Below are 25882 nucleotides of genomic sequence, written 5' to 3' on the forward strand. Positions count from 1 at the left end.
CCGGACCTGCCGAGGCCTCTCGAAGGAGGTACACCATGACCGCCGAGATGGTGGCGCCCGCATGGATGCACACGCAGATCAGCGCGGAACAGTACGACTCCTGGTCCGAGGAGCAGTGCGCCTGCGTCGAGATCGTGGACGGGATGGTCGCCGTGAGCCCGAGCGCCTCCAAACGGCGCAACCGGCTGGCCCGGATCCTGGCCAATGCCCTTGACGCCGCCGCGGGCGCCGACTGGAACGCGGACACATACTTCGACGTCCGCCTGCAGGACGTTCCTCTCACCAACCGGCGTCCGGACGTCATCGTCTACCGAGCGAAGACCATCGACCTCACGCCCACCCGCCCCGAGCACGTGCTCCTGGTCGTCGAGGTCGTGTCGCCCGGTTCGCAGACCACGGACCGGATCGTGACGGCCGATCAGTACACCAAAGCGGGTGTCCCCTTCTACTGGCGGGTCGAGCAGGCCGCCACCGGCGTCCCGATCATCTACACCTACGTCCTCGACCCCGCCACCACGGCTTACAGGGACGGCGAGATGTTCACCGGCACGGTGAGGGCCACCGCGCCTTTCTCCATCACAGTCGATCTTGGGGACATGTAAAGAACGGAAAAGCCATCTCCCCTTTCGAATTTCAACGTTTGGCCGGTGGTGCCCGTATCGCGTCCTTCGCGGACCCATCGGGACGCTCTCCTCCTCCGAAACGGCCACTCCACTCGCGGCGGATGCCGCGCCCGGCCGGGGCGGATCCCGCGGATCACCCCTCACGACGACGGGCCGTACATCCCGGCCCTCACCACGGGGGTTCGGCGTACGGCAGCGCGTACGGGCCTTCGCGCTCAGCGGGGCAACGGGATCCACTCACCGTGCTCGGGGTCGGCGAGCACATCCGAGAGGCCCGCTTCCCCGAACGCCCGCGTGATCTCGGCGTGGCCCTCGCTGAAGTGCGCCCAGCCGTCGCAGTGCGCGGGGATGACCATCGCCGGGCCCAGGACGGCGGCGGCCGCGCTGCCCCGCTCGCTGGTCAGGGTGAGCGGACGGCCCTGCTCCTTGGCGGCCACCCGCGCCGCCCCCATGAACAGCACGGCGACGTCGACGCGGCCGATGCGCCGGGAGATCTCCGCGACCACCCGGACCGACGCGTTGTCCCCGCTGACGTACACCGTCGGCAGGCCCCGCCCGGACAGCACGAAGCCGGTGACCTCGCAGTTGACGTGGCCGTCGGCGTCGCGCGCGCCGTCCTCGGGACCGTGCACCGCGGGGACGGCGGTGACCCGCAGTTCCCCTTCTCCGTCGGGGCGCGGAAGCCGGTGCGTACCCCAGGTGGGCAGTCCGATCGCGGGGGAGCCCAGGCGGCCCGCGGTCACCGGCCCGGTCAGGACGACCGGCGCGGCCAGGGCGAACGCGCGCCCGCTCGTGTCGAGGTTGTCGGGGTGCAGGTCGTGGCTGACCAATACGGCGTCCACAGCTCCGACATCGGACGCGGAGGCCGCCGGGCCCGTCAGTTTCGTCAGGTACCCCTGAGCGCCGGGGCCGTCGAACGTCGGATCGGCGACGATCCTGAGACCGCCCATGTCGATCACCGTGCTGGGTCCTCCGAGCACACTGATCGCGCGGTCCTGCCGCGACGGCTGAACACGGTTGTTCATCCCGGCCTCCTGGGCCCTTCGAGGGCACCCGCGTCCGTACGCGACGACCCCGTCGGCACGACACCCGGGCCCGGCCCGGTGGTGCCGACCTCCGCGGTGCCCGTGGCGCCCGTGATGTGCCCGTGGTGTCCGCGGCGCCTCGTCGGACTCCCACCGCATCGTCACCCTAACCGGAGAGCCACCGTGCACGGGGCGGGCCCTCCGGTGTGCTCCGGCACCCGTGTCCCCGGTCGGCGTGCCGCGTTCCCGCGTGCTCCCGCCCGGTGTGCTCCGCTCCCCCTACTCCCGCCGGGCGCGGCCCGCACCTCCTGCGCGCCCGTCCGTGCTGTCGTAGCGTGGACCTTGGTGGACGGTCCTGCGGGAGCGGCCACCGGCAGCGAGCCCTGTCCCGGCCGGCGGATCCGGTCGTCGCGGGTACGCGGCCGCCATCAGGACGCGATCCACCTGGTACCGGCGCCGACACGCGGGCGTGTTTCGCCTTTCGGTCCGGGAAGGCGAGGCCGCCGGTTCGCCGGCGCGGGGGCCGCCGCCCGGACGTGCCGAAGCGGGCCGGGACCGGCCGACGCGTCGAGGCCCGCCAGGTCTGGAGTCAGCGCCGATGTCCCATCACCTCGATTCACCCGCTGCCCGGGCGGATGCCCGGCTGAACATCTCGGACCTGTACGTCTTTCGCGGAGAGAGCGGCACGGCCCTCGTGATGAACGTCAGTTCCGAATCGGCGGGACCTGACGCGCCGAAGGGGTTCCATCCCGAGGCACGCTACGAGTTCAAGATCGACGGGTCCGGCGACGCCGTCGAGGACGTGGTCTACCGCGTCACGTTCGAGCCCGCCGACGCACAGGGGGCGCAGGCCGTCGAACTGCGCCGGCTCGTGGGCGCGGAAGCGGGCGACGACGCGGCGGCCGGCACGCTGCTGCTCAGCGGCACCACGGGCCGGGCGGCCTCCGACGGCAACGGCCTGCGGCTGTGGGCCGGCCGGGCGAGCGACCCGTTCTGGATGAACCCCGGACTCGTCGAGGCGGTCGGCCAGGCGTTCCGGCACGGCACGGACGTCGCCGTACCGAACGACGACCCGACGCAGCTCAAGAGCCTGTTCGCCGACCAGAAGGTGCACGCGATCGTCGTGGAGGTCCCGGACGGCGACATGCCCGTGTCCGCCCAGGACAAACACGTCAACGTGTGGGGCGTCACGGCGCTCGCCACGGACGCCGGAGGATGGCACCGCATCAACCGCTGCGGTCTGCCGATGGTCTCGCCCATCTTCGCCCAGTTCGACGACGACCTGGCGGAGCGCCTGAACCAGACGGCCCCCGCCGACGACGTCCGCACCTTCAGCGAGGAGTTCGCCGACCTGGTGGCCGCGGTCGTCGGTGCGCGCGGCATCGTGACCGACCCGAAGGCCTACGGGCATGACGTCGCCGAGCGCGTACTGCCCGACGTCCTGCCGTACACGATCGGCACACCGGCGGAGTTCGGCTTCGCCGGGTTCAACGGCCGCAGCCTGACGGACAACGCGGGCGAGGCCATGTTCTCCCTGACCACCAACAGCGCACTGAGCCTCGGACTGACCAAGGACGCGATGGACGAACTGCCCACCCCGTCGTTCCCGTACGTACCGGCGGTGTGAGCGGACGGGACCGACCGGCGCACTGACCGGTAGGTACGGAGCGCTGACCGGTCGGTGGGGACGTGGCGGGCGTGACCGGGGGTTGCCTGCCACTCGACACCGGCCCCGGGTCTGCCGCTCGGCACCGGCCCGGGCCCGATCCTTCGCGCGGGGCACCCGGCGCGTCTCCGCCCGCCCTGATCGCCTCGGAAATACGTACGGATCTCCGTCAAGGACGGCCCCCGGGATCGTCCGGTCCCGCGCCGCCCCCGTGACGCGGACGGTACGGCGCGGAACGGGCCGACACGCAGGGCCAATCCGCCCTTGTGGCCCCGTTCCGTCCCGTCCCGGTCCCGGCACGGCAGCCGCAGGTCCGCCCACACCCGTTTGCCGGTGGGCAGTGTTTCCGTTCCCCACCGTCGCGACAGCGCCTCGACGATCAGCACAGGAGAGCGGCGGCGAACTCCACGGGCTGCGGTTCCGCTGCGCGTTGGAGCAGCACACCGGGGGCAGGGGCACGTACTACACCTACGTCGGCGAGGCGTCCGGCGCTCCCGGGTGAGGCCTGCACGGCGGACGCAGCGCGCGAGGTGTGGTTCGTCCGGCACCCGGACTTCGTCTTACGTCACCGCGCTCACCGCATGCCTGACCGCCGACCCGCGCGGCACCGCCACACCCTGCGTCCTCCCGGCGGGGCACCGTCCCGCGCACGACGGGGACCTCGCAGCCGTGCAGGGCTGACACCGGCCGGCGACCGCCCTGGAGTGTGAAGTCCTCCATGTGGCGCGCGCGTCGGGCCGGGTCGGACGCGGCGGGGCCCGGCGGGAGCCGCGAAGCGGGCGCGCTCCCCGGCGGCCAGGACCGGCTCGGGTCCCAAGAGACCGCCGCACGCGCCGCCTTGTCGTGGGCCCCGGCCCGCGCGATGCTGGCGGGTCCCGGTTCCGTCCCGGTTTCGTACGCGTGTTCCGTGACCGGCATCACGCGCATGCCGGGCGGGCATGACCTGGGACACACGACGCGCGTAGGCGGAGGGGGACTGCAGATGCGGGACAGCCATCGTGCCGAGGCCGAGCGGCTGTTGGTGCGGGCGGTGCAGGACGAGGCGCGGCGCGGCGGCGGGATCGACAGTGCCGCCCTGCTCGCGCACGCCCGCACCCAACTCGACCGGCTGACGGCCGAGGCGGCCGAGGAGTACACGGCATACCTGGCGGCACTGCGGGCGCTGGAAGCGGGCAGGGGCCCACTGGCGGGCCGCCTCGGCAAGGGCGCGGTGGCGACTCCCGCACTGGTCACGGCCGTCGCCGCGGTGGCCGCCGCCTGCGCGGACGCCGCGTTCGGCACGGCGGTGGGTACCGCCGTCGGCGCCGGGGCGGTCGTCGCCGTCGCGGGCGCCGCGACCACGGTGGTGCGGGCCACCTCCACGCACCGGCCGGCGCCCGGGCCCGGCGCGGACCCGGCGCGGGTGGAGCAACTGCGGCTCGCCTGGCTGGGGGCACTGGAGGTACGCGGTATCCGGCCGTTCCTGGACCAGCAGCGGGTGGTCAGGTCGGCCACGGTCCGCGAGGCCAGGGGCCGCGCGTCCGCGGTCTCCTCGCTGCGCGGCCAGGACCGCAGCGCGGCGGCGCGGCGGCGGTCGCTGCTGGAGCAGTCCTTCGGCCATCTCCCGGCAGCGGACGGGCCGTTCGCGGGACGTCGGCGCGAGGTCTCGCAGATCACCCAGTGGGTGCACGCGGCGCGCGCGTCCACCAGGACCCAGCCGACGGTGGTGGTGCTGCACGGCGAGGCCGGCTCGGGGCGTTCGACGCTGGCGGTGCGGGCGGCCCACCATCTGCGCGACCAGTTCCGGGGCGCGTGCGTGGTGGACATGCGGGGCGGCGCGAGCGAGGAGCCCACTCCGTCGTCGCCCCTGTCCCCGCTGTCGACCCGGGACGCGCTGCTGCACCTGCTGAACCGACTGGGCGCGCCGCGCGAACAGCTGCTGTTCCGGGACTCGTCGTCGCAGGAGCAGCAGGTGCGGCGCCTCACGGACCTCTACCACCGCCACCTCACGGGTCTGCCGGTGACGGTGGTGCTGGACGACGCGTCGGACGCCGAGCAGGTGCGTTCCTTGATACCGGAGCGCTCCGACAGCCTGGTCCTGGTGACGGCGCGCGACCCGCTGGAGCTGCCGGACGACCTCGCCGCGTGGGTCCATCAGCTGCCGGTGGAACCCCTCGACGCCGCGGGCGCGGAGGAGCTGCTGCGTGAGGCGGCGAGCGCCGGCTCGGACGAGGACGGGGACGAGGACGGGGGCGCCGGTACGGGCGCGGCGGGCGGGCCGCCGAGCGGTGCCGGTTCGGCCGGGACTCCCTACGACGCCCAATCGGTGGACCGTATAGCGCAGTTGTGCGGCGGGCTGCCGCTCGCGCTGCGTATCGCCGGTTCGTCGCTCGGGCAGCGGTCCGCGGACCGGCTGGCCACCGACCTCGGCGCGTACGGGCCGGTCCCGCCGGTGGAGCGGGCGCTGTGGCTGCGCTACACGGACCAGGACGGGCAGGGCCGCCGGCTGCTGCGCCGTCTCGCCCTCGCGGGACGCGCGTCGCTCGGCGCGTCCGCCGCGGCGGCGCTGCTCGCGACCGGCGAGCAGGAGGCGCAGCGGCTGCTGACCGCGCTCGCGGGTGCGGGCCTCATCGACCATGTGCGGGGCCGCCGTTACCGGCTGCACGACGTGGTGCGGGGCTTCGCCCTGGCGCGGTTGCTCGACGAGGAGGAGGCCGGGGACCGCACGGCCGCGCAGGAGCGCCTCATCAGGAACTACAGCCAGTTGGCGGACACCGTGATCCGGCTGGTCGACGGCAACATGTCGACGCGCGCCGACCTCTTCCGTACGACGGCCGGTGCGCACGGCTTCGCCTCCCCGGACGCCGCGCTGCGCTGGCTCGACGACGAGTCGAGCTTCATCACGGCGGCCCTGCGGCAGGCCGAGGGGGTCGACCAGCAGGCCGTGCTGGGGCTGCTCGGCGCGCTGTGCGACTACTGCCTGCTGCGCGGCGACCTCTACCGGCTGGGCGAGATCAACGAGTTGGCGCACGCCGTGGGCCAGGGTCTGCTGGTGCGGTCCGTGCAGTGGCGTACGGGCATCGCGGCCCGTCAGATCGGCGACCTGGACACGGCGCGCACGACCCTGACGTCGGTGGTGGAGCTGTACCGGGAGGCGGAACAGGTCGCGGGCGAGGCGCTCGCGCTGTGCTCGCTCGGCATCACGCTGCACCACCAGGGGGACCTGACGGGCGCCGCGGCGAAACTGCGGGAGGCGCTGGCGCTCCAGGAGCCGGAGTCGCTGGCGGGTGACCGGGCGTGGACGCTGCACGCGCTGGCCGCGGTGGAACGCGACCGGGGCGGTCTCCGCGAGGCCCTGACGATGCTGACCGACGCGCTGCGGCTGCACGGCCGCAGCGGCTCCGTGCACGGCGAGGCGTGGACGTACTTCCAGCTCGGGCAGGTACGCCTGCGGATGGACGACCCGGCGCGCGCCGAGGAGGACCTGCGCCACGCGCTCGACCGGTACGCCCGCACCCGCGACGGCCGCGGTGAGGCCTGGGCGCTGACCCAGCTGGCCCGTACCCGTCTGGTGGCGGGCGAGCCCGCCGAGGCCGCGGACGGCCTGCGCGGCGCGCTCGCCCGCCATCGCGACAACGAGGACGCTCGCGGCGAGGCATGGACGCTGTACTACCTGGGGCAGGCGCTGGAGGACGCGGGCGACGGGGACCAGGCGGTACGGGAACTGGACCGCGCGCGCACGATGTTCTCCCGGATGCGGGACGTGTACGGGCTGGCCTGCGCACGCCACCACCTCGGCCGCGTCACCCGCGACCAGCGGGCCGCCCGCACCGGCAACCTGCGCAACTCCGGCTTCGCCCGGCAGTTGCTGTCCGACGCGCGCGCCGACTTCCGCCGGGCAGGGGTCGCGTACGGCGAGGGATGGACGTGCGTCGAGCTGGCGATCGTGGACGCGGGCAACAGCCGTGCGGCCCAGGCGCTGGCGCTGTGCGACGAGGCGACGGTCCTGTTCGACTCCTACGGCGACGAGCGCGGCGCCGACTGGTCCCGCTTCCTGCGCTGCACCCTGCTGCCGTACGCGTCGGCGGGCGGCGCGGACGTCGGCACGGCCGTCGCCGAACAGGAGCTGTCCGATCTGTCGGCCGCCCGCCACGTCCTGCGAGATCCGAAGCTGGACGACTGTGTGGAGACCCTGACGGTGATGCTGGCGCGCGGGGTGACCCTGGAGGACGGGTGGCGCGCCTGGTCGCTGGGCATGGTCCCGGGCCGTCACGCGCAGGAGGTGATGGGGGTCGGACTCCCGCACCCCGCGGCGTGAGGCGGGGCGTGCGGCCCTGAGGCGCGCGCACCGGCGCGCCGGGCCGCAGGAGCTGGGGTGCGCGCACCCCCACCGCCCCCGGCGCCGCTGTCAGGCGGAGCAGACGTCCCGGTCCGGGTCGCGGAGGAGGCCGCGCAGCAACTGCTCCAGTGCGGTCCTGCGCTTCGCCGCGCTCGTCGGCAGGGGTGCCTTCGTCTCGTAGGAGACCTGCACCACGCGCCGGTAGCCCTTCCTGCGCGGACAACTGTCCACGGCCAGCGCGAAGTCGGACCGCACCTCGGCCCCCTGGCCGATGGGGACGTCCAGCTTCGGGGGGATGCGCGCCCCGCCCTTCCCCGGCCGCTCGTCCAGGGGGTCCGCGTACGAGTGGTCGGTCGAGGTGGTCGCCTGGAGGATGGTCCTCCCGTCCACGGAGACGAAGCAGAGAAGGGCACCGGGATCGTCGTGACCGGGTTCGGTCTGATCCACTGTGCGTTCGCTGACCTTCTCCCCCGGCGGCAGCAACACCGCGAGCGCCCCGGAGTCCACCGGGATGCCGCAGAGGTCGTGCGGAGCGGCGTAGTCCGTCCTCCCGCACCCGGCCACCGCGACGGCCACGAGCAGGCAACCTGTCAGTGCCACCGCCGCGCTCCGGACGCGTCCCGGCCACCGCGCCTCGGGCGCGGGACGCGACCCGGCGCCGGCCCTCCCGGCGCGGACGGCGACCGGGCCACGTCCGCAGGCCGGTCGGCCCGGCAGGGCCGCATCACGCGTCGTGTCCCACCCGCACCTCGTCACTGCGCTCCCGCCAGGCCATCCGCCATGTCGTTGCCGTTGTAGGCATACGTGTTGATGTCGCTGGTAGCGGTGTAGGCGTCCAGGCCGCTGCCCGGGTTCCTTGCCCTCCACTGTGCGGCAAGGGAGCTCAACTGGTTGGACCGGGCGGTGAACACGCCTTGCTCCTGACCTTGGAGCACCGCGTCATGCCGGTGCTGCTCGTCCAGCTGCCACTGATAGGTGGCGGCATCCACACCGCGCTGCGCGACGTCGCCGACGACGGGTATGAAGTTCACCGCGCTGCCGAACCCGTGATAGAGCCACTTCGCGTCCCAACTAGGGTCCAACTCACCCGCCTTGAGCTCCTGATACCGGGCCTGTTCCAAGAAGCCCACGGTCATCCCCGCCCTCTCCAGGGTCTCCCTGGGGTCGCTGGGGTGGCCCTCGTCGATGCTCTGGACGATCGCGTGGGTCATCCCCTGGTTCAGGATGCCGTACGACTGCTGATCACGGGATATCTGCTGGGTGACTGTCAGCAGCTGGTGCCGGTCGAGGAGATTCGGGTCGCCGGGATCGTCGGCGAGCGCGCTCATGCTGTGGTGGGTCACGTCACCGTAGTTGACGAGTACCGTCGCCATGTCGTCGCGCAGTTCCGGCGCGAAACCGTCTCCCGCGCCGGCGAGGATCCGCAAGGAGCCGTCGAGCACCGCACGCTGCTCGGCGGTGTGCGCGACCGGCCGGGCATCCTTGTCGTTGGGGTCGACACCGGTCGCCGCCGCGACGAGTGCTCTACCCGCCGCCTCGCGGGACTCGTTCGGGTTGTGCGGGTCATCGGGGGAGTCGTCGTACTCCGGCCGGTCCTTGAGGATCCACGCCGCGTTGTCCTGGGGCACCTTCTCATTGAAGAACCGCGTCGCCGCGTCCGGATTACCGGACAGGGCGGTGAGCAGGCCCGTCATGGGGTCGCGGCCGAGGCCGCCGGTCCTCAGGTAGTTCATCCGAGGAGCGGGCCCCGATGCCGTGCCCGTGACACCGACCTTCTTGTCATTCGCGACCATGGCGTTGCCGTAGCGGTCCAGGAAGCCGTCCCCGTACGTGCCGACCCGCATGAGGTTGCTCATCAGCTGGAAGCCGGACGCCTGTGTGTACGGCGTACTCACCGTCTTCGGACCGAGGTCGGTCATCTGCTGCTCCCACGTCTGCATCGCGGGGCTCCCCGACTGGGTGGCACCGGCGAGGACGAGGCTCAGTTCGCTCTGAAGCGTGCCCAGTTGGTCCTTCCGGGCCTCCTGGAGGCCGTTGCCCTCGATCGGGTCCGAGATGTCGGCCCAGAAGTCCAGGACGCCGTGCGCCCCTACAGTGGTCGCCAGGTCCTCCTGGAAGAGCGGGTCATTCCGGTACCGCTTCATGTCGGCGAGGAGCGCGTCGAATTGGGCCGGGGTCATGCTGTCCCCTTTCTTCATCAGCGCCGCGTCCTTCCTCGCCGCGTCCACCGCCGCCACCGCGCTGTCCCGGTCCTTGTACGCGGCGGCGGAGAAGCCCACCGGGTCCTGGGCGACCAGTCGCGCCAGCACGTCGGCCGCGCTGCTGTCGCTGTGTGTGGCGCCGGAGAGAATGGTGGTGAGGCGGGCCGTGATGTCCTTCATCGCCGCCTCGGTCGCGGCGGACGGTGTGAGGCGCTGCCCGTCCACGAGCCCGGGTACGGCACCGTTCCATTCGACGACCGCGCCGTCCTCGAACTCCGAGACCGTCAGGCCGTCCTCCCCGGCGTCGGCCACGGCCGCGACGAGTTTCCGCTGCCAGTCGACCAGTTCCTCGTGGGTGTCGCGCAGGATGTTGCGGATCGTGGTCGCCTCGGTCACCGCGTCGGCGAACTCGCCGGCGGTCTTCGTGATGAAGGGCTGGGTGACCGTCGCGTTGACACCCTTCCAGTCGGCCGATTTCGATCGGTGGTCGAGCTGTCCTCCGGCCTCGGCCGACAGGGTGTCCAGCTTCCCGATGAGACTGGTCCAGGCGTCCACGGCCTCGCCCAGGGGCGCGAACTTGGCGGTGCGCAGGGCGTCGAAGCGCATCAGGACCGCCCCTTGCCGTGGCCGAAGCCCTCGTCGAGCTGCGCGTACGTGAAGTCGCTGACGAGATAGCGCTCTTCATCGGCGTGCGCGTTCTTCGTGTAGTCGAGGTGGTCCGAGATCAGCGCGCACGCCGAGAGCAGGCTGTCCACCTGGGTCCCCCAGGCGTCGGCCAGCGCGGGCAGTTGGGCGCCGAGCGCGAAGTCCTTGCCCAGAGCCGTCCCCGCGGTGCGAGTCGGCCCGTCCGCCGTCGTACCGTCCGTCGTCAGCTCCCCGTGGAGCCTGTACGCCTCGTTGCCGACAGCCGCGAGGTCCCGCCGGTTGACCGCCAGGTCGCCGGACGGATCGCCTCCGCCGTCCGGTGCCCTCAGCGAGTTGAGTTCCGTGTGTACGACGGCGTGCTCCCGCGCGGCCGTCTTCGCCTGTGCCCATTGCGCGTCGAACGACATGGTGTCCCCCCACCGGCCGGTCATCGTCCCGTCATGGTGGTCCGCGGCGGCTCGAAAAACCGGGAGAAGCCCCGAGCTTTACCACTTCCTGACGCGGACACCACAGGCCGCGGCCGCCGGGGCGTTGTCGTTCGCTGTCGTTCGTACCGCCCGGACCGCGCCCCAGCGCGGAGCCTCATGACCTCCGAGGTAATCGACCGCGCCGCCCCCGGCGCGAAGACTGCGGGTACGGACGGACCGCCGGGAGCACCCGGGCAACCTCCGGGGCATCCCGGGGCGAGGAGGCAGACCATGACCGCGTACGCGATAGCGCATCTGCGGGACGCCGAGCCGCACGACGACATCCTCACCTACATCGAGCGCATCCAGGCCACCATGGACCCGTTCGGGGGCCGGTTCGCCGTGCACGGCAGCGCCGTCGAGGTGGTGGAGGGGACCTGGCCGGGCGGCGTCGTGGTGGTCGCGTTCCCGGACATGACGGAGGCGCGCGGGTGGTACGCCTCCGACGCGTACCGGGAGATCCTGCCGCTGCGCACGGACCACATCGACGGCGACGTGATCCTCGTACCGGGTGTATCCGACGGCTACGACGCCCGCGACACGGCCGGCGCGATGCGCGCGCGTCCGCACGCCTGACGGGGCGGCGGAACCCACGCCGGTCCCACGGGCGCCCCGGCGACGCGTGGCTCCGCGTCACCGGGGCGCCCGGACCGCCCGCACCCACAGGTCACTTCCGCGGTACGTCGATCCGCCGGGGCATCCGCCCACCGATGCTCCCGGCGCGGTGGCGCTCAGTCCGAACCCCCGGGCACCCACCGGGACGTGGCTTCACCCGCGAGCGAAGTCGAGCAGGTCCGCGTTGAACTGCTCCGCGAACTTCGGGACCATCGCCAGGCCGTGGGGGGCGCCGGGGTAGACCTTGTAGGTCGAGCCCTTGACGATCTTCGACGACTTTTCCCCCGCCGCGACGATGGGGACGATCTGGTCGTCGTCGCCGTGGGCGATCAGCGTGGGGATGTCGAACTTCTTGAGGTCCTCGGTGGTGTCGGTCTCCGAGAACGCCTTGACGCAGTCGTAGGCGCCCTTGATCCCGACGCTCATCGACCACAGCCAGAACGCGTCCTTGGTGCCCTGCGACACGTCGGAACCCTCGCGGTTCGCTCCGTAGAAGGTCTCGCTGAGGTCCTCGTAGAACTGCGAGCGGTCCTTTGCCACGCCCTCCCGGATGCCGTCGAACACCTCCATGGGCAGGCCGTCGGGGTTCGAGGCCGACTTCAGCATCAGCGGCGGGATCGCGGAGAGCAGGACCGCCTTGGCGACGCGGTCCGTCCCGTGCCGGCCGATGTAGCGGGCCACCTCCCCGCCTCCGGTCGAGTGGCCGACCAGGACGATGTCGCGGAGGTCGAGCGTCTGGATGAGCGATGCCAAGTCATCCGCGTACGTGTCCAGGTCGTTGCCTTCCCAGGTCTGGCCGGAGCGCCCGCCGCCCCGCCGGTCGTGGGCGATGGCGCGGAAGCCGTTGTCGGCCATCAGCTGGAGTTGGGGGTCCCACGCGTCGGCCGTGAGCGGCCAGCCGTGGGAGAAGACGACGGGCCGGCCCGTGCCCCAGTCCTTGTAGAAGATCTGGGTGCCGTCCGCGGCGGTGACGAAGGGCATAGCGCATTCCTTTCAACGCCGGTGTGGAACTCCGCGTTGCGAAGTCCAGTGCCCAGGCGGTGTGCGGATCCCGCGCTGCGGACCGGCGACGACGCACGTGGGCGCGGGGCACGGCCGGCAGCGGAAACGAGCGTGAGCACCTCTTGCAATCGACGCTACCCGCTGCCGGGTGATCCGGCAGATCGAGCGATATCCGCAGGTCACAGAGGTGGAGGCATCCGGCGCCTGGGGTCGCGTGCGGTCGGTCCGGGCGCCGGTTCGCGCCGGTACGGGCCGAGTTGGCGCCTTCGGTGGGCTCGGCGAAGCGGTGGGTTCGGCGAACCCGTGATACCGGCTGTCCCGGGATGTCGGCGAACCCGTGAGCCGGTCGTGCCGTGATGCCGGCCGTGCACCGCTGTGCGCGGGAGCCCGCGTGGGGGCCGCGTCACGTGAGGGGCGCGGCGCGCGCGGGGGGCTCGGCGTCACGCGGGGAGCGCCGGGGCGTACGGCGTTCACGCTCCGCGCCCGCTCCCGGGCAGCCCGGGAGCGGGCCGGGCGGGCCGGGGTCTGCGGGGTCGACGCCATGGCCCCCCGTCCGCACGCCGTACGGGAGGGGCGCCTAAGAGTCCGCGGGCGCCCACGTGCGTGGGCGCCGCGCGGGTCCTAACTGTCCGCCGGCGTCTTCGGGGTCGCCTTGCGGTCCGCCTTCGCCTGGGCCGGAGCCTTCGGGGCCGGGGTGGGGGCCGCCGTCTTCGCCGCCGCTGTCGCCGTCGCGGGCTTCTCCACGAAGTCCACCCGGCCCATGTGCCGGTTCATCGACTTCATCAGCAGCCAGACGCCCACCGCCAGCACCGCGAAGACGACGAACCCCAGCAGGCCGGGGGTCACCTTGTTCTCGTTGACCTCGGCCAGCGTGACCATGTTCGTCACCGCGTGAGTCGCATCCATGTCAGGCATTGTCGCGGATGCCCGCGAAGAGGTCGTCCTCGGGGAGGGTCGTATCGACGAGGGAGCGTGCGAGCTCGTACTCCTCCGTGGGCCAGACCTCCCGCTGCAGGTCCAGCGGGACCCTGAACCAGCCGCCGTCGGGGTCGATCTGCGTGGCGTGCGCGAGCAGCGCCTTGTCGCGGATCTCGAAGAAGTCGCCGCACGGCACGTGCGTCGTCAGGTTCCGCTCCCCGCGGTCGCTCTTCTGCCACCGCTCCAGCCACTCCGCGTACGGCGACTCCAGGCCGCGCGCCAGCAGCGCCTCGTGCAGCGCGATCGTACGGGTGCGGTTGAAGCCCTGGTTGTAGTAGAGCTTCTGCGGCTGCCAGGCCGGGCCGAACTCGGCCTCGGGGTACTTCTCGGTGTCCGCCGCGTGCTCGAACGCGACCATCGAGACCTTGTGGGTCATGATGTGGTCCGGGTGCGGATAGCCGCCGTTCTCGTCGTACGTCGTGACGGCCTGCGGCCGGAACGACCGGATGAGGCGGACGAGCTTGCCCGCCGCCTCGTCGACGTCGGCGAGCCCGAAGCAGCCTGCGGGCAGCGGCGGCAGCGGGTCGCCCTCCGGGAGGCCGGAGTCCACGTAACCCAGCCATTCCTGCTGGATGCCGAGGATCTCGCGGGCCTCGTCCATCTCCCGCTTGCGCACCTCGTGGATGTGCTCCTCGATGTACGTGTCCCCCTGGAGCTTCGGGTTGAGGATGTCGCCGCGCTCGCCACCTGTGCAGGTCACGACCACCACGTCCACCCCCTCGGAGACGTACTTGGCCATGGTGGCCGCGCCCTTGCTCGACTCGTCGTCGGGGTGGGCGTGGACCGCCATCAGTCGCAGCTGCTCAGTCAAGACTCGATCCTCAGTGATTCGTCGCAAAGGGCGGCTTCTATAGTGACGGATACCGGGGGGCGAAAATTCCGGCATAGGCGCCCGCCGCGAGAGGACTGATCATGGCCCAGGCGCGTACGCAGGCCCCCGCGGGCCGCTACGGCCGCTCGGCGGACGAGCGCGCGGACCACAAGCTCAAGATCATTGGCGCTGTGCTCGGCGCCGCCGCCGTGATCGGGCTCGGCTACTACGGCTTCCACACGATCGCCGACCAGAGCGTGTCCGGCCAGGTCGTCTCGTACGAGCAGGTGACGCCCTCCGAGGTGCAGATCCACCTGGAGGTCAACAAGGGCAAGTCGACGACCGGCAGCTGCACGGTCCGCGCCCTCGACACCGACCACAACGAGGTGGGCCGCAAGACGGTCCGCTACGACCAGCACACGACGCAGATCGACCAGATCATCACCCTCCGTACGACCGCGAAGTCGACCGCCGCCGAGCTGGTGGGCTGTTCCGACAGCTAGCCCGTTCCCCGGGCCGGCGGCACGGCCGGGCGGGCCCGGACCGAGGCCGTGCACAACAGCGTCGGTACGGGCCGTTCCGCAGGCCGGAAAAGGCCCCGCAGCGCCCTCGAAGAGGGGCGACAACACGCCACTGACCTGCACTGACGCATCTCTGACGGCTTTTGTGCTCCCCCTTTGGCCGCGAAATTGTTAGGCTCGTGGTTTCGCCCGACCGGGAAGGCCTCATCCTTACTGGTAGGGCGTTACTTTGTATTCCCAGTACCTACGAGGAGCACCAGTGACCCAGACCAGCGAGAACGTCACCTGGCTCACCCAGGAGGCGTACAACCAGCTCAGGACCGAGCTGGACTACCTGTCTGGTCCCGCCCGCACCGAGATCGCCAAGAAGATCGAGGCCGCGCGCGAGGAGGGGGACCTGCGCGAGAACGGCGGGTACCACGCGGCCAAGGAGGAGCAGGGCAAGCAGGAGCTCCGCGTCCGCCAGCTGACCCAGCTCCTGGAGCACGCGAAGGTCGGCGAGGCCCCCGCGGACAACGGCGTGGTCGAGCCCGGCATGGTCGTCACGATCGCCTTCGACGGCGACGAGGACGACACCCTGTCGTTCCTGATGGCGTCCCGTGAGTACGCGAGCGCCGACATCGAGACGTACTCGCCGCAGTCCCCGCTCGGCTCGGGTGTGAACGGCAAGAAGGTCGGCGAGAACGCGCAGTACGAGCTGCCCAACGGCAAGTCGGCGACGGTGAAGATCCTCGCCGCCAAGCCGTACTCGGCCTGATCTCCGCCCCGGCCGGATCCGCTCCGGCCGGAACCTCCGGCCGGAACCCGCTCCCGGCGGGCGCCCCGGCCGGCGGCCCACGCACCACGACGACAGGGCCGTACCGCACCGTCTTCCGGCGCCGTACGGCCCTGTCGCACGCTGCCACCGGCCGCGCCCGAGGTCAGGACGTCGCCGAGCGGTACTTGCGCACCGCGAGGGTGCGGAACACCGCGATGATCACCGCGGACCAGATCAGCGAGGCCCACACCGGGTGCTGCATCGGCCAGGCCGTCGAGGTCGACACCCCCGGATTGCCGAACAGCTCGCGGCTGGCCTGCACCGTCGCACTGAACGGGTTCCAGTTGGCGATGGGCTGCAGCCAGCCCGGCATCCTGCTGGAGTCCACGAACGCGTTCGAGATGAACGTGACGGGGAACAGCCAGATCAGTCCGCCCGACGTGGCCGCCTCGGGGGTGCGCACGGACAGGCCGATCAGCGCGCCGATCCAGGAGAACGCGTACCCCAGCAGGAGCAGCAGCCCGAAGGCGGCGAACATCTTCGCGACGCCCTCGTGGATGCGCCAGCCCACCAGCACGGCGACGACCGCGAGCACGACGACGGTCAGCGCGGTCTGCACGAGGTCCGCGAGCGTACGGCCGGTGAGGACGGCGCCGCGCGCCATGGGCAGTGACCGGAACCGGTCGACCAGGCCCTTGTGCATGTCGTCCGCGATGCCGGCGCTCGCGCCCGCCGTGGCGAAGGTCACCGTCTGCGCGAAGATCCCCGCCATGAGGAAGTTGCGGTAGACGGTGGGATCGGTGGTGTTGCCCACGGTCAGTGAGCCGCCGAACACGTAGCTGAACAGCACCACGAACATGATCGGCTGGAACAGCCCGAAGAGGATGACCTCCGGGATGCGCGTCATCCGGATCAGGTTGCGCTGCGCGACGACGAGCGAGTCCCGTACGGACCCGGCGACGCCGCCGCGCACGACGGGGGCCTGGGTCGTGATGACGGTCATTCCGCCGTCCCCTTTCCGGTTCCGGTTCCGCTCTCGTTTCCGCTTTCGGTTTCCGTTTCGGTCTCTGCTCCGGTTCGACGTGGCGTTCCGCTGCCGTCCGCATGTTCCGGATCACCGGCCGGTGGCCGGTCCGCGGTCCTGTCCTCGGACCGGGCCCTGCCCTCGCTCCCCGCCCCGTCCTCATCACCGGCGTCGGCGTCCTCGGCCGCGTGCCCGGTCAGGGAGAGGAACACGTCGTCGAGCGTGGGCCTGCGCAGCCCGATGTCGTCGATCTCGATGCCCCGCGCGTCGAGTTCCCTGATCACCTCGGCGAGCAGCTTGGCGCCTCCGCTGACCGGGACGGTGAGCTTGCGGGTGTGTTCGACGACGGTCACGGACGCGTCGCCGGCGACGGTGCCGGACGTGCCGAAGCCGCGGAGGACGCCGCGCGCGGTGGCGATATGCCGCGGCTCGTGCACGACGACCTCGACGCGCTCGCCGCCGGTGCGGGCCTTCAGTTCGTCGGCCGTACCGCGGGCGATGACACTTCCCCGGTCGACCACGGCGATGTCGTGCGCGAGGTGGTCGGCCTCCTCCAGGTACTGCGTGGTCAGCAGCAGCGTCGTACCCACCGCCACCAACTCCTGGATGATCGTCCACAGTTGCTGCCGGTTGCGCGGGTCGAGGCCGGTCGTGGGCTCGTCCATGAACATGACGGGGGGCGAGACGACGAGCGCCGCCGCGAGGTCGAGCCTGCGCCGCATGCCGCCCGAGTACGTCTTGATGGTGCGGTCGCCGGCGTCGGTGAGGTGGAAGCGTTCGAGCAGTTCGTCGGCGCGTGCCTTGGACTGCCGTCCGCTCAACTGGTAGAGCCGGCCCACCATCCGGAGGTTCTCCCGGCCGGTGAGGTATTCGTCCACGGCCGCGAACTGGCCGGACAGACCGATGGAGCGGCGTACGTCGTTCGGGTGCTTGAGGACGTCGACACCGGCGACGACCGCACGGCCGCTGTCCGGGCGCAGCAACGTCGTCAGGACGCGCACCGCCGTCGTCTTGCCCGCGCCGTTGGGTCCCAGAAGACCGAGCACGGTGCCTTCGGGCACGTCGAGATCGACGCCGTCCAGAGCCCGGACGTCGCCGAAGGTCTTGACCAGTCCCTCGGCATAGATGGCGCCTGGCATGAGGGTTCTCCTGACTGGTGAGGCCGGAGCCGCACGGGTGGGGGCCTGAGCCGCTTGGAGAGCGGAACGCTATCGCGATACATCGCGATATACAAGCATCGACGCGCGACCGTTTCCGCCCCCTTGAGGACCCGCTCCGAGGGCCCGGCTCATCGCCGCCGCACGCCGGATCACCGGCCGCGGCCGGGCGGATCCGCGCGCGGAGCCGGGTCCGGCGGCGGGACGTCACCGACGCGGAACGTGATCGCGGGCACTCCGCGCGGCCCGCGGACGTTGGAGCGGGTGCGGTACGTGAAGGGTTCATTCCGCGTACCCTGGACCACCATCAACCGACCACCGCACGAGAGAGTCCCGGCCATGCCCCCCATTCAGGACATGACTTCCGATGCGTCGGTCTCCCAGGACGCGACGGACGCGCAGGCCCCTCAGGATTCCAGGGAATCCGGGCCGGCCGCTTCCGAATTCCCGGACGGTGCCGGGCTGCTGGACGCGCTCCAGCACCAAGTCGCCATCTTCGCCCGGCGCGCCGAACAGACCAGGCTCGGCGGGGTGGGCCAGGTGCGCAACACCATGGACCGCGCCGCGTACCTGCTGCTCAACCGCCTCGACCTGGAAGGCCCGATGGGCGTCAAGGCGCTCGCCGCCGGGATGGGCATCGACTCCTCGACGGTGACCCGGCAGGTCGCGCCGCTGGTCGACACGGGCCTGGTCAAGCGCACCTCGCACCCGGAGGACGGCCGTGCCGTCGTCCTGGAGCTCTCGGACCGCGGCCACGCGCGCCTCGAAGAGGTGCGCCTCTCCCGCAGGCTGCTGATGCAGCGCGTGACGGACGACTGGACGGAGGAGGAGAAAGTCTCCTTCACCGCGCTGCTCACGCGTTTCAACCGGAGCCTGCCCGCCGCGAAGCAGTCCGTGTCCCCGGAGGACGCGCCGCCGGCCTCCTGACCGGCGCCGCCGCCGCGGACCCCTGATCCACGGGCCGCTCCGGCCTCTTGACCCGGAGGCCGTGCCGGGCCTCATATGAGGACGTGCGGCAGCGGCGTACGTCCCAGGCCCAGGAGCGCCGCCGCGCCCAGGAGTTCGAGTCGTTCGTCGCGGGCGCGGCGGGCCGCCTGCTGCACACCGCCACCCTGCTCACCGGCGAGCCGCCGGGGGCCGCGCCCCGCGCGCTGCGCCTGCTGACGGCGGCGCTGGCCGCCACGTACGCGGACTGGCCGGGACTGCGCGGCTCGGATCCGTACGACAGGGCGCGCCAGGAGCTCGCGATGCGGTACGCCCGCTCCGCCGCGTGGCGCGGCAGGCATACGCGGGACGGCGTACTCGGCGTCCTCGGCCGCCAGGAGCGACTGGTGCTGGTGCTGCGCCTGTACGAGGGCGCCGACGAGGGGCAGACGGCCGCGCTGACCGGACTGCCGGTGGAGCGTGTCAGGGTGCTGTGCGCACGGGCGGTCGCGACACTGCGGGCCAGGGCCCGCGCGGGCGGCCCCGCGACCGGTGGGCGGGCCCTGTCATGAGCGGCAAGGAGGACCAGGTCCGCCGGATGCTGGACCTGCCGCACCCGCCGGTGCCGCCGGGGCTGGCGCTCCGGGCCGCCCGTCGGGGGACACGGATCGCCCACCGGCGACGGGTGACACGGACGGCCGTCATGTTGACGCTGCTGGTCGCGGTGGCGGTGTTCCTCACCTGGCTGGCGGTCGCCGACCCCTGGGCGGCCCCGCCGTCGGTGATCGCACCACCACCCCGACTGTTCTGACGGGACGGGCACGGGAGCGGCCCGGCAGCCGCCCGGGTCCCCCTCCCGGTGGCGGCAGTGGCCGGCAGCGGCCCCGGGGCCCGCGGGTGGCGACGGCGAGGCCCCGGCCGTGTCGCGGTCCGAGGCCGGGACGCCGCCCGCCGTCAGTCGCGTTCCAGCGCCTGCTTCAGGTCTTCCAGCAGGTCGTCGCCCGACTCGATGCCGACCGAGAGGCGCACCAGGTCCGAGGGCACCTCCAGCGGGGAGCCCGCCGCCGAGGCGTGCGTCATCCGTCCCGGGTGCTCGATCAGCGACTCGACGCCGCCGAGGGACTCGCCCAGCGTGAAGAGCCGCGCGCGGTCGCAGACCGCGACCGCCGCCGCCTCGCCGTCCGCGACGCGGAAGGAGACCATGCCGCCGAACGCCTTCATCTGCTTGGCCGCGACCTCGTGCCCCGGATGGTCGGGCAGGCCCGGGTACAGGACGTGCGAGACACGCGGGTGCTGGGTGAGCATGTCCGCGACGCGCGTCGCGTTCTCGCTGTGGCGGTCCATGCGGACGGCGAGCGTCTTGACGCCGCGCAGCACCAGCCACGCGTCGAAGGGGCCGGCGATGGCACCCATCGCGTTCTGGTGGAAGGCCAGTTCGTCGCCGAACGACGGGTCCGCGACGATCAGCGCGCCGCCCACGACGTCGGAGTGGCCGCCCATGTACTTCGTGGTGGAGTGGACGACGACGTCGGCGCCGAGCGCCAGCGGCTGCTGGAGGTACGGGCTCGCGAACGTGTTGTCCACGACGAGCCTGACTCCCGCCGAGCGGGCGACGCCCGCGAGCGCCGTGATGTCGCTGATGCCGAGCAGCGGGTTGGACGGCGTCTCCACCCAGATCGCCTTGGTACGGGTCGTCAGCGCGGCGCGCACCGCCTCCGGGTCGGAGGTGTTCGCGACGGACCACTCCACGCCCCAGCGGGAGGCGACCTTCGCGAACAGCCGGTACGTGCCGCCGTACGCGTCGTTCGGGATCACCACGTGGTCGCCGGGCACGAGGAGCGTGCGCAGCAGGCAGTCCTCCGCCGCCAGGCCGGACGCGAACGCCAGGGCCCGGCTGCCGCCCTCCAGCGCGGCGAGGTTCTCCTCCAGGGCGCTGCGGGTCGGGTTGGCGCTGCGGCTGTACTCGTAGCCGCCGCGCAGCCCGCCGACGCCGTCCTGCTTGTAGGTGGAGACCTGGTAGATCGGGGGAACGACGGCCCCCGTGGCGGGGTCCGCGGTGTTGCCCGCGTGGATGGCACGGGTCTCGAAGTGCAGCGAATCGCCGAAGTGCTCGTGGGTCATGGGGGCGAGCGTAGTCGGCATGCCGCGGGACCCCGGAACATCGGCGTGCCGGGGGCGCCCCGGGGCGTCGGGCGGCCGGGCCGCGACTGGCCGGGGACCCCGGGGCCGGGGCATCGGAGATCCGGGGCCGACCGGGCCCCCGGACGCCCGTGGTCTCGGGAACAATGGAGGTATGGACATTCTGTGGTCCCTGTTCGCGTTCGGCCTGCTGGCCGCCGCGCTGGGCATGATCCTGCGGCGCAGGAACGGCCCGATCCGGCTGGTGCCCGCGGGCTCGGCGGACGCGGCGGACCCCGAGGCGTACGGCTTCGTACGCCAGGAGGAGCTGGACGTACGGCTGCCGGGGCCGGACGACGAGCTGCTGCACGTGCTGGACGTGGTCCAGGGCACCCAGCAGTGGGGGCCCGCGTCCCGGCTGCTCGCGGCGACACCGGCCGAGGGCGAGGGCAGGTGGCAGCGGATCCAGGGATTCGCGGGCGCGGCGTCACTGGAGCTGGCCGGCCGGCCCGGGGCCGGCGCACAGTGGCTGCGCGAGTGGCGGGTGGCGGCTGCGAAGGACGCGGGCGGGGCGGCCGTGCAGGCGGAGTTCCTGGTCCAGCAGGCGTGGCGTACCTCGCGCCCTGGTCAGGACGAGTTCCGGATTTTGCTGGAGGAGGCCCGGACGGTCTGCGGCGAGGCCGCGCTGCTGGCGCCGGGCGATCCGGTGCCGTACATCGTCGAGCTGTCGGTCGCGCGGGGCCTCGCCTATCCGCCCGCGGAGTTCGACCTGCTGTGGGCGAAGGTCATGGACCGCGCTCCCGCGCACATGGGCGCGCACCTGGCCGCGCTGCGCTACTGGAGCGCCGCGTGGCACGGCTCGCGCGAGGACGCGGACCGGTTCGCCACCGCGGCGGCCGCGCGCGCTCCCCGGGGATCGCTGCTGGCGGCGCTGCCGCTGTTCGCGCTGTACGAGCACCTGCCCGAGGTCAATCTCGTGCGGAGCTTCTACCGCAGTGAGGCGGTCACGCGGGCGGTGGAGGGCGCGATGTTCGCGGTGCACTCGGCGCGCGCCGACGACCCCGTCCTGCCGCACGTCCGTCACCTGCTGGTCCTCTTCCTCGTCCGGATGTCGCGCTGGGGCGAGGCGATGAGCCAGCTGGTGCTGGTGGACGGGCAGGTGGGCGCGGTGCCGTGGACGTACACGGCCGACCCGGCCGGGGAGTACGCACTGCACCGGGCGCTGGCGGTCGCCGGGTACGAGGCCAACGGCGGCAGTCCTGCCACCCTGCCGCAGTGACCGGCCCGCCCCCGCCGGACCGGCCCCGCACGGCCGGTCCGGCCCGCACGGCCGGTCCGGGCCCGGGCAGGCAAGGTCCGGAAGCGGCCGTACGGGAAGCCATCGGACATCGTCCGGGGGCCGCCCTGGGGTCCGGGCCGCGGAGGCCGGCCCGCGAAGGTGCCGGGTTCCGGGGGCCAGGGCGCACACTGAAGAAACCGAACACACCGCACCACCCGAGCGGACAGCGCTCAGAGCCGACCGATTGGACCCCCCGTGTCACGCGTCATCCTGGTGATCCTGATAGGGATCTGCATCTACTTCTGGTTCCGGTCCCGGCGCGGCGCGGACCGCATGCTCAAGTCGATGGCGGACCCCGAGGTCGCGGCGCGCGAGGCGGCGCAGGATTCGGAGCGCTCCGCCGAGCTCGGGCTGCTGCCCGCCGAGAAGCAGGACGTCCGGTACGCGAGCGCACCCGATCCCGCCACCGGCCGGGCGCTCGCCGCGGCGGGCGAGGGCGACTGGGAGCCGGCGGCGGAGCTGCTGGCGGCCACCGCGGAGGCGAAGGACTGGGAGCGGCGGGCGCTCGGCGTCGAACTGCTCGGACGGGCCGCCGCCGGTTCCGGCGGGTCGGAGTGGACGGCCGCGTGGGAGCGGGCGCGGGAGGGCGACCCCGACGCGTCACTCGTGCGGGCGGCGGCCGAGGCGCCCGACGTGACCCGCAGGGCAGCCCTCGCGGCCCCGGGCGGCGGCCTCGGTGAGGCGGAGCGCGAAGCACGGGCCGCGGCGCTCACGACCGCCAAGAAGGCCCGCCCCGAGGACCCGACGCCCTACGTGGTGGAGCTCGCGGGCGCGGTGACGGCGGAACTCTCGCACGCGGAGGCGAGCGCCGTGTTCAGGGAGGCCGTCATCCGGGCGCCCTACCTGTACGCGGCGCACGAGGCGGCGCTGCGCTACTGGCTGCCGAAGGGCAGGGGCTCGACGCCGCTCGCGGAGGAGTTCGCGACGGACGCGGCGGCCGACGCCCCGCTCGGCACGCTGATGTCGGCGTTCCCGCTGATCGCGTGGTTCGAGGAGCACCTGGAGAGCACCCGCGACCGGGAGGAGTACCGCACGGCGGAACTGACCGGGCGGATCGACCGGGCCCTGATGGACGCGGCGGCCGCACCGGCCGACCACCCGCGTCTGCCGGAGCTGCGCCACCTGCTCGCGTACTTCCTCTACAAGCAGGAGCGGTTCGACTCGGCGCTCGAACAGTTCCGTCAGGTGGACGGGCACGTGAACGCGCTGCCGTGGCGCTACTACACGCAGGAGGACCTCTACATGCGGGCCCGCGAGGCGACGGTGCGGAACGCGTCCTCCTGAGACCCGGGCGCGGGGGCGGGCGGCGGCCGAATCCGTGACCGCGGGCTGACCGGGTCCCTGAGAACGGGCCGGGCGGGCCGCCCCGTCCGGCCCGCCCGTGCGGGGTCGAGCGGCCCGCCCGGCGTCCCGTGTCCGCGTGGTGGAGAGGCACGCCCGTATCCCGTCGGCACGACGCCGGGCGGCACGCCCCCCGGGCCGTTCGGGAACGCGCCGCCCGGCGTCAGGCGGCTTCGGGCCGGACCCCGGTCACCAGGCCGTCGGCGCCGGCGGCGGCACGACGGCGGGGCGGTCGTCGCAGGTGATCGTGGTGGGGCTGTCGGCCGCGTTGAGCCACGCGGTGCCGGCGCTGCCCGCCGGGTCTCCCCCGGTGTTGCCACCGAGGTCGGTGACGGCGAACTCCGAGCCGGCCGGCCCGAAGTGGAACGAACCGCAGTTGTTGACGCCGACGGCGCCGACGTTGCGCGCGGTCACGTTCTTGAAGGTCGCCCCGCCCGCCGAGCGCGCGCTCAGCACGGACGTGCCCGTGCCGTCGACCTTGATGTCCGCGAAGTGGACGTTCGTGATCGTGTACAGGTCCTTCACCGGGAAGTCCGCGACGAACATGATCGCGTTGTAGGTGTTGTCGAGGAAGTTGTCCCCGGTCACCTCGATGTCCGCGTCGATGTTCTTCTCCAGGGCGTAGAACCAGATGGCGCCGAGGCCGATCCCCCAGTTCAGTTCGTACGTACCCGCGCGGACCGTGGTGTTGTCCTTGATCCACAGGTGGCCGGTGAAGGGCTCGGCGCCGAACCGCGAACCCACCTGGATGGCGCTTCCCTCCCGGATCGGGTCCGCGATCAGGTTGCCGGAGACGGTGTTGTCGGTGCCGCCGTACAGCGCGATGCCGTTGGCGAGGACCGGGGTCTGCACGGTGTTGTCGCGGAAGGTGTCGTCCGCGTCCTCCACCTTGTCGGACCAGGCGGCGATCGCGTCGTCACCGGTGTTGCGCACGAAGTTGTCCGCGACGAGGGAACTCGTCACGCCGGTGTGGAAGTTGATGCCGTCGGCGATCTGGTCCGCGATGACGTTCCCGGTGATGGCCAGGTTCTTCATCGGCCCGTCGAACCACATGCCGACCTTCGTGTGCTGGATGTACAGGCCCTCGATGGTCGAGTCGCTGAGCGCGCCGCCGATGCCGTTGACCTGGTCGGTGTCGACGCGTTCGCGTACGTCGCCCTCGATGGCGAAGTCCGAGAGGTGGACGTCGTGGCTGCCGCCCGCGGCGGCGTCCTTGCCGTAGAAGCCGATGCCGGTGTGGGTGGACCCGTCGGCGGCCGGGGTGGCGAGGGTGACCTGGTGGCCCTTGAAGAGCGTGTACCAGCTGCCCGCGCCCTCGATCGTCACGTCGTCCACGACGATGTGCCGGTTCACCTGGTAGGTGCCCGGCGGTACGTACACCTTCAGATGGGCCTTGCGGGCGAAGGCGATCGCCTTGTCCAGGGCGGGCGCGGAGTCGTGCCTGCCGGTCGGGTCGGCGCCGAACAGCAGCGCGTTCGCGGCGCGCAGGTCGCGCTTCGGGGCGCCGACGAACTGCGAGTCGAGGAGGTCGATCGTGGTGGCCGCGGCGGGGCTGCCGGCCGGCACGGAAAGGCGGATCTTCTCGCCCGCGCGGTAGGTGCGGCCCAGCAGCAGCCGCTGCTCGTCGTAGAAGTGGTTGGGCCGGAAGGGCTTCGCGACGACGGGCGTGGGCGTGGTCTGGTTCGGCACGCAGCCGCACTCGGTGATCCACTGGTCCGGGAAGAGCAGGTCCGCACCCGGGTCGTTGGTGTACGGGTACTGGTTGTACAGCCAGGCGTACGCGGAGGTCAGCGTCATGCGCTGCCGGTGCGAGCCGTTCGCCGTGACGTCGAGGGGCGCGGTGGTCCCGCCGCCGCGCGGGGCGTCCGGGACGCTGTAGCGGACCGTGATGGCGTTGGTGGTCGCCGGCAGGGTGAACTCGACGTACTGGCCCGGCTTCAGGGACACCGCCGAGCGCCCTGACGCCTCCGCGGGCAGGGTGTACGCGGCCGTGCCGGGGCCGATGACCGTGCCGTTCGTCCTCGCGTTCTCGGCCTCCTGCTCGGCGAACGGCACATCGGCGCCGCGTCCCGCGACGAGCGAGGGATCGAGCGCGGCGCGGGTGGGCGCGGGGACGGCCGTCGTGTGGGACGTCTGCGCCGGGAGCGCCGTACGGGGCGCGGCGGCGAGCGCCGCGCCGGAGGACATGAGCCCGAGTCCGAGTGCGGCGGCGGTCAGCGGGGCGAGGACCGTCACCCCTCTTCGCCGGGGCCCGCGGAACCAGCTCATCGCGGCACTGATGCTCACTGACATCGCATGCTCGTTTCTCTGAGGAAAGGCGAACAGCCGCGGTGCCCGCCGCGAGGCAGCG

Annotated in this window: 22 protein-coding genes; 11 read left to right on the forward strand and 11 right to left on the reverse strand. The window is 72.5% G+C overall.

Features of this window, described 5'->3' with window-relative positions; all coding sequences use genetic code 11:
- The first annotated feature begins 35 nt into the window (after positions 1–35).
- A complete protein-coding gene (locus OG310_RS12405; protein WP_329455942.1) occupies positions 36–602 on the forward strand; it encodes a Uma2 family endonuclease in 567 nt (188 codons plus the stop codon).
- Positions 603–838: 236 nt separating this feature from the next.
- Here OG310_RS12405 and OG310_RS12410 read toward each other — a convergent pair whose 3' ends face one another.
- Positions 839–1648: an MBL fold metallo-hydrolase gene (locus OG310_RS12410; protein WP_329455943.1), complete on the reverse strand. Its 810-nt coding sequence runs from the start codon at positions 1646–1648 to the stop codon at positions 839–841.
- Between the two features lie 598 nt (positions 1649–2246).
- Here OG310_RS12410 and OG310_RS12415 point away from each other — a divergent pair.
- Entirely contained in the window at positions 2247–3275 is a 1029-nt protein-coding gene (locus OG310_RS12415; RefSeq protein WP_329455944.1) for a DUF4331 family protein, read from the forward strand.
- A gap of 1021 nt (positions 3276–4296) precedes the next feature.
- Positions 4297–7611, forward strand: coding sequence for a tetratricopeptide repeat protein (locus OG310_RS12420; RefSeq protein ID WP_329455945.1), 3315 nt, complete (start codon positions 4297–4299; stop codon positions 7609–7611).
- Positions 7612–7701: 90 nt separating this feature from the next.
- Here OG310_RS12420 and OG310_RS12425 read toward each other — a convergent pair whose 3' ends face one another.
- The 3 genes from OG310_RS12425 to OG310_RS12435 all read right to left on the reverse strand — a co-directional run bounded on the left by OG310_RS12425 (position 7702) and on the right by OG310_RS12435 (position 10909).
- Complete coding sequence (locus tag OG310_RS12425) at positions 7702–8232, reverse strand: hypothetical protein (RefSeq protein ID WP_329455946.1); 531 nt, start codon at positions 8230–8232, stop codon at positions 7702–7704.
- A 152-nt stretch (positions 8233–8384) separates the two neighbouring features.
- Complete coding sequence (locus OG310_RS12430; RefSeq protein WP_329455947.1) at positions 8385–10439, reverse strand: hypothetical protein; 2055 nt, start codon at positions 10437–10439, stop codon at positions 8385–8387.
- On the reverse strand, positions 10439–10909 hold the full coding sequence (locus tag OG310_RS12435) for a hypothetical protein (RefSeq protein WP_329455948.1): 471 nt from the start codon (positions 10907–10909) through the stop codon (positions 10439–10441). The genes OG310_RS12430 and OG310_RS12435 overlap by 1 nt, the downstream gene beginning before the upstream one ends.
- Before the next feature lie 267 nt (positions 10910–11176).
- Here OG310_RS12435 and OG310_RS12440 point away from each other — a divergent pair, with 267 nt between their 5' ends.
- On the forward strand, positions 11177–11521 hold the full coding sequence (locus OG310_RS12440) for a DUF1330 domain-containing protein (protein WP_329455949.1): 345 nt from the start codon (positions 11177–11179) through the stop codon (positions 11519–11521).
- Between the two features lie 192 nt (positions 11522–11713).
- On the opposite strand, the gene OG310_RS12445 is transcribed toward OG310_RS12440, so the two are convergent.
- The 3 genes from OG310_RS12445 to mca form a co-directional block, all read right to left on the reverse strand.
- Positions 11714–12541, reverse strand: coding sequence for an alpha/beta fold hydrolase (locus OG310_RS12445; RefSeq protein WP_329455950.1), 828 nt, complete (start codon positions 12539–12541; stop codon positions 11714–11716).
- A gap of 642 nt (positions 12542–13183) precedes the next feature.
- On the reverse strand, positions 13184–13468 hold the full coding sequence (locus tag OG310_RS12450) for a hypothetical protein (RefSeq protein WP_329455951.1): 285 nt from the start codon (positions 13466–13468) through the stop codon (positions 13184–13186).
- A 1-nt stretch (position 13469) separates the two neighbouring features.
- Positions 13470–14351, reverse strand: a complete 882-nt coding sequence (gene mca, locus OG310_RS12455; RefSeq protein ID WP_329455952.1) for a mycothiol conjugate amidase Mca — start codon at positions 14349–14351, stop codon at positions 13470–13472.
- A 101-nt stretch (positions 14352–14452) separates the two neighbouring features.
- Here mca and OG310_RS12460 point away from each other — a divergent pair, with 101 nt between their 5' ends.
- Together OG310_RS12460 and greA are read left to right on the forward strand one after the other, a co-directional pair.
- Entirely contained in the window at positions 14453–14854 is a 402-nt protein-coding gene (locus OG310_RS12460; RefSeq protein ID WP_329455953.1) for a DUF4307 domain-containing protein, read from the forward strand.
- A gap of 277 nt (positions 14855–15131) precedes the next feature.
- Entirely contained in the window at positions 15132–15629 is a 498-nt protein-coding gene (gene greA, locus OG310_RS12465; RefSeq protein WP_329455954.1) for a transcription elongation factor GreA, read from the forward strand.
- Positions 15630–15792: 163 nt separating this feature from the next.
- On the opposite strand, the gene OG310_RS12470 is transcribed toward greA, so the two are convergent.
- Positions 15793–16632 (reverse strand): ABC transporter permease, encoded by an 840-nt coding sequence (locus tag OG310_RS12470; RefSeq protein WP_329455955.1) that lies wholly within the window; start codon positions 16630–16632, stop codon positions 15793–15795.
- Positions 16629–17792 (reverse strand): ATP-binding cassette domain-containing protein, encoded by a 1164-nt coding sequence (locus tag OG310_RS12475; RefSeq protein ID WP_329455956.1) that lies wholly within the window; start codon positions 17790–17792, stop codon positions 16629–16631. Before OG310_RS12475 ends, OG310_RS12470 begins: the two co-directional genes overlap by 4 nt.
- Positions 17793–18149: 357 nt before the next feature.
- Here OG310_RS12475 and OG310_RS12480 point away from each other — a divergent pair, with 357 nt between their 5' ends.
- The 3 genes from OG310_RS12480 (at position 18150) to OG310_RS12490 (ending at position 19545) form a co-directional block, all read left to right on the forward strand.
- Positions 18150–18737: a MarR family winged helix-turn-helix transcriptional regulator gene (locus OG310_RS12480; RefSeq protein WP_329455957.1), complete on the forward strand. Its 588-nt coding sequence runs from the start codon at positions 18150–18152 to the stop codon at positions 18735–18737.
- A gap of 83 nt (positions 18738–18820) precedes the next feature.
- Positions 18821–19306 carry a sigma factor-like helix-turn-helix DNA-binding protein gene (locus tag OG310_RS12485; RefSeq protein WP_329455958.1) on the forward strand — a complete coding sequence of 162 codons (486 nt, stop codon included), beginning with the start codon at positions 18821–18823 and terminating at the stop codon, positions 19304–19306.
- On the forward strand, positions 19303–19545 hold the full coding sequence (locus tag OG310_RS12490) for a hypothetical protein (RefSeq protein ID WP_329455959.1): 243 nt from the start codon (positions 19303–19305) through the stop codon (positions 19543–19545). Before OG310_RS12485 ends, OG310_RS12490 begins: the two co-directional genes overlap by 4 nt.
- A gap of 143 nt (positions 19546–19688) precedes the next feature.
- Here the strand turns inward: OG310_RS12490 and OG310_RS12495 are convergent, their stop codons facing one another.
- Positions 19689–20855 carry a cystathionine gamma-synthase gene (locus tag OG310_RS12495; protein ID WP_329455960.1) on the reverse strand — a complete coding sequence of 389 codons (1167 nt, stop codon included), beginning with the start codon at positions 20853–20855 and terminating at the stop codon, positions 19689–19691.
- A gap of 172 nt (positions 20856–21027) precedes the next feature.
- Between OG310_RS12495 and OG310_RS12500 the strand changes: the two genes are divergently transcribed.
- Together OG310_RS12500 and OG310_RS12505 are read left to right on the forward strand one after the other, a co-directional pair.
- Positions 21028–22131: a hypothetical protein gene (locus tag OG310_RS12500; RefSeq protein ID WP_329455961.1), complete on the forward strand. Its 1104-nt coding sequence runs from the start codon at positions 21028–21030 to the stop codon at positions 22129–22131.
- A 255-nt stretch (positions 22132–22386) separates the two neighbouring features.
- The gene (locus tag OG310_RS12505) at positions 22387–23475 is read left to right on the forward strand and encodes a hypothetical protein (protein ID WP_329455962.1); all 1089 of its coding nucleotides are present in this window, start codon (positions 22387–22389) and stop codon (positions 23473–23475) included.
- A 246-nt stretch (positions 23476–23721) separates the two neighbouring features.
- Here OG310_RS12505 and OG310_RS12510 read toward each other — a convergent pair whose 3' ends face one another.
- Complete coding sequence (locus tag OG310_RS12510) at positions 23722–25824, reverse strand: glycosyl hydrolase family 28-related protein (RefSeq protein WP_329455963.1); 2103 nt, start codon at positions 25822–25824, stop codon at positions 23722–23724.
- Positions 25825–25882 lie beyond the last annotated feature (58 nt).

Origin of the sequence: Streptomyces sp. NBC_01497, assembly GCF_036250695.1 — a bacterium.
GTDB lineage: Bacteria > Actinomycetota > Actinomycetes > Streptomycetales > Streptomycetaceae > Streptomyces.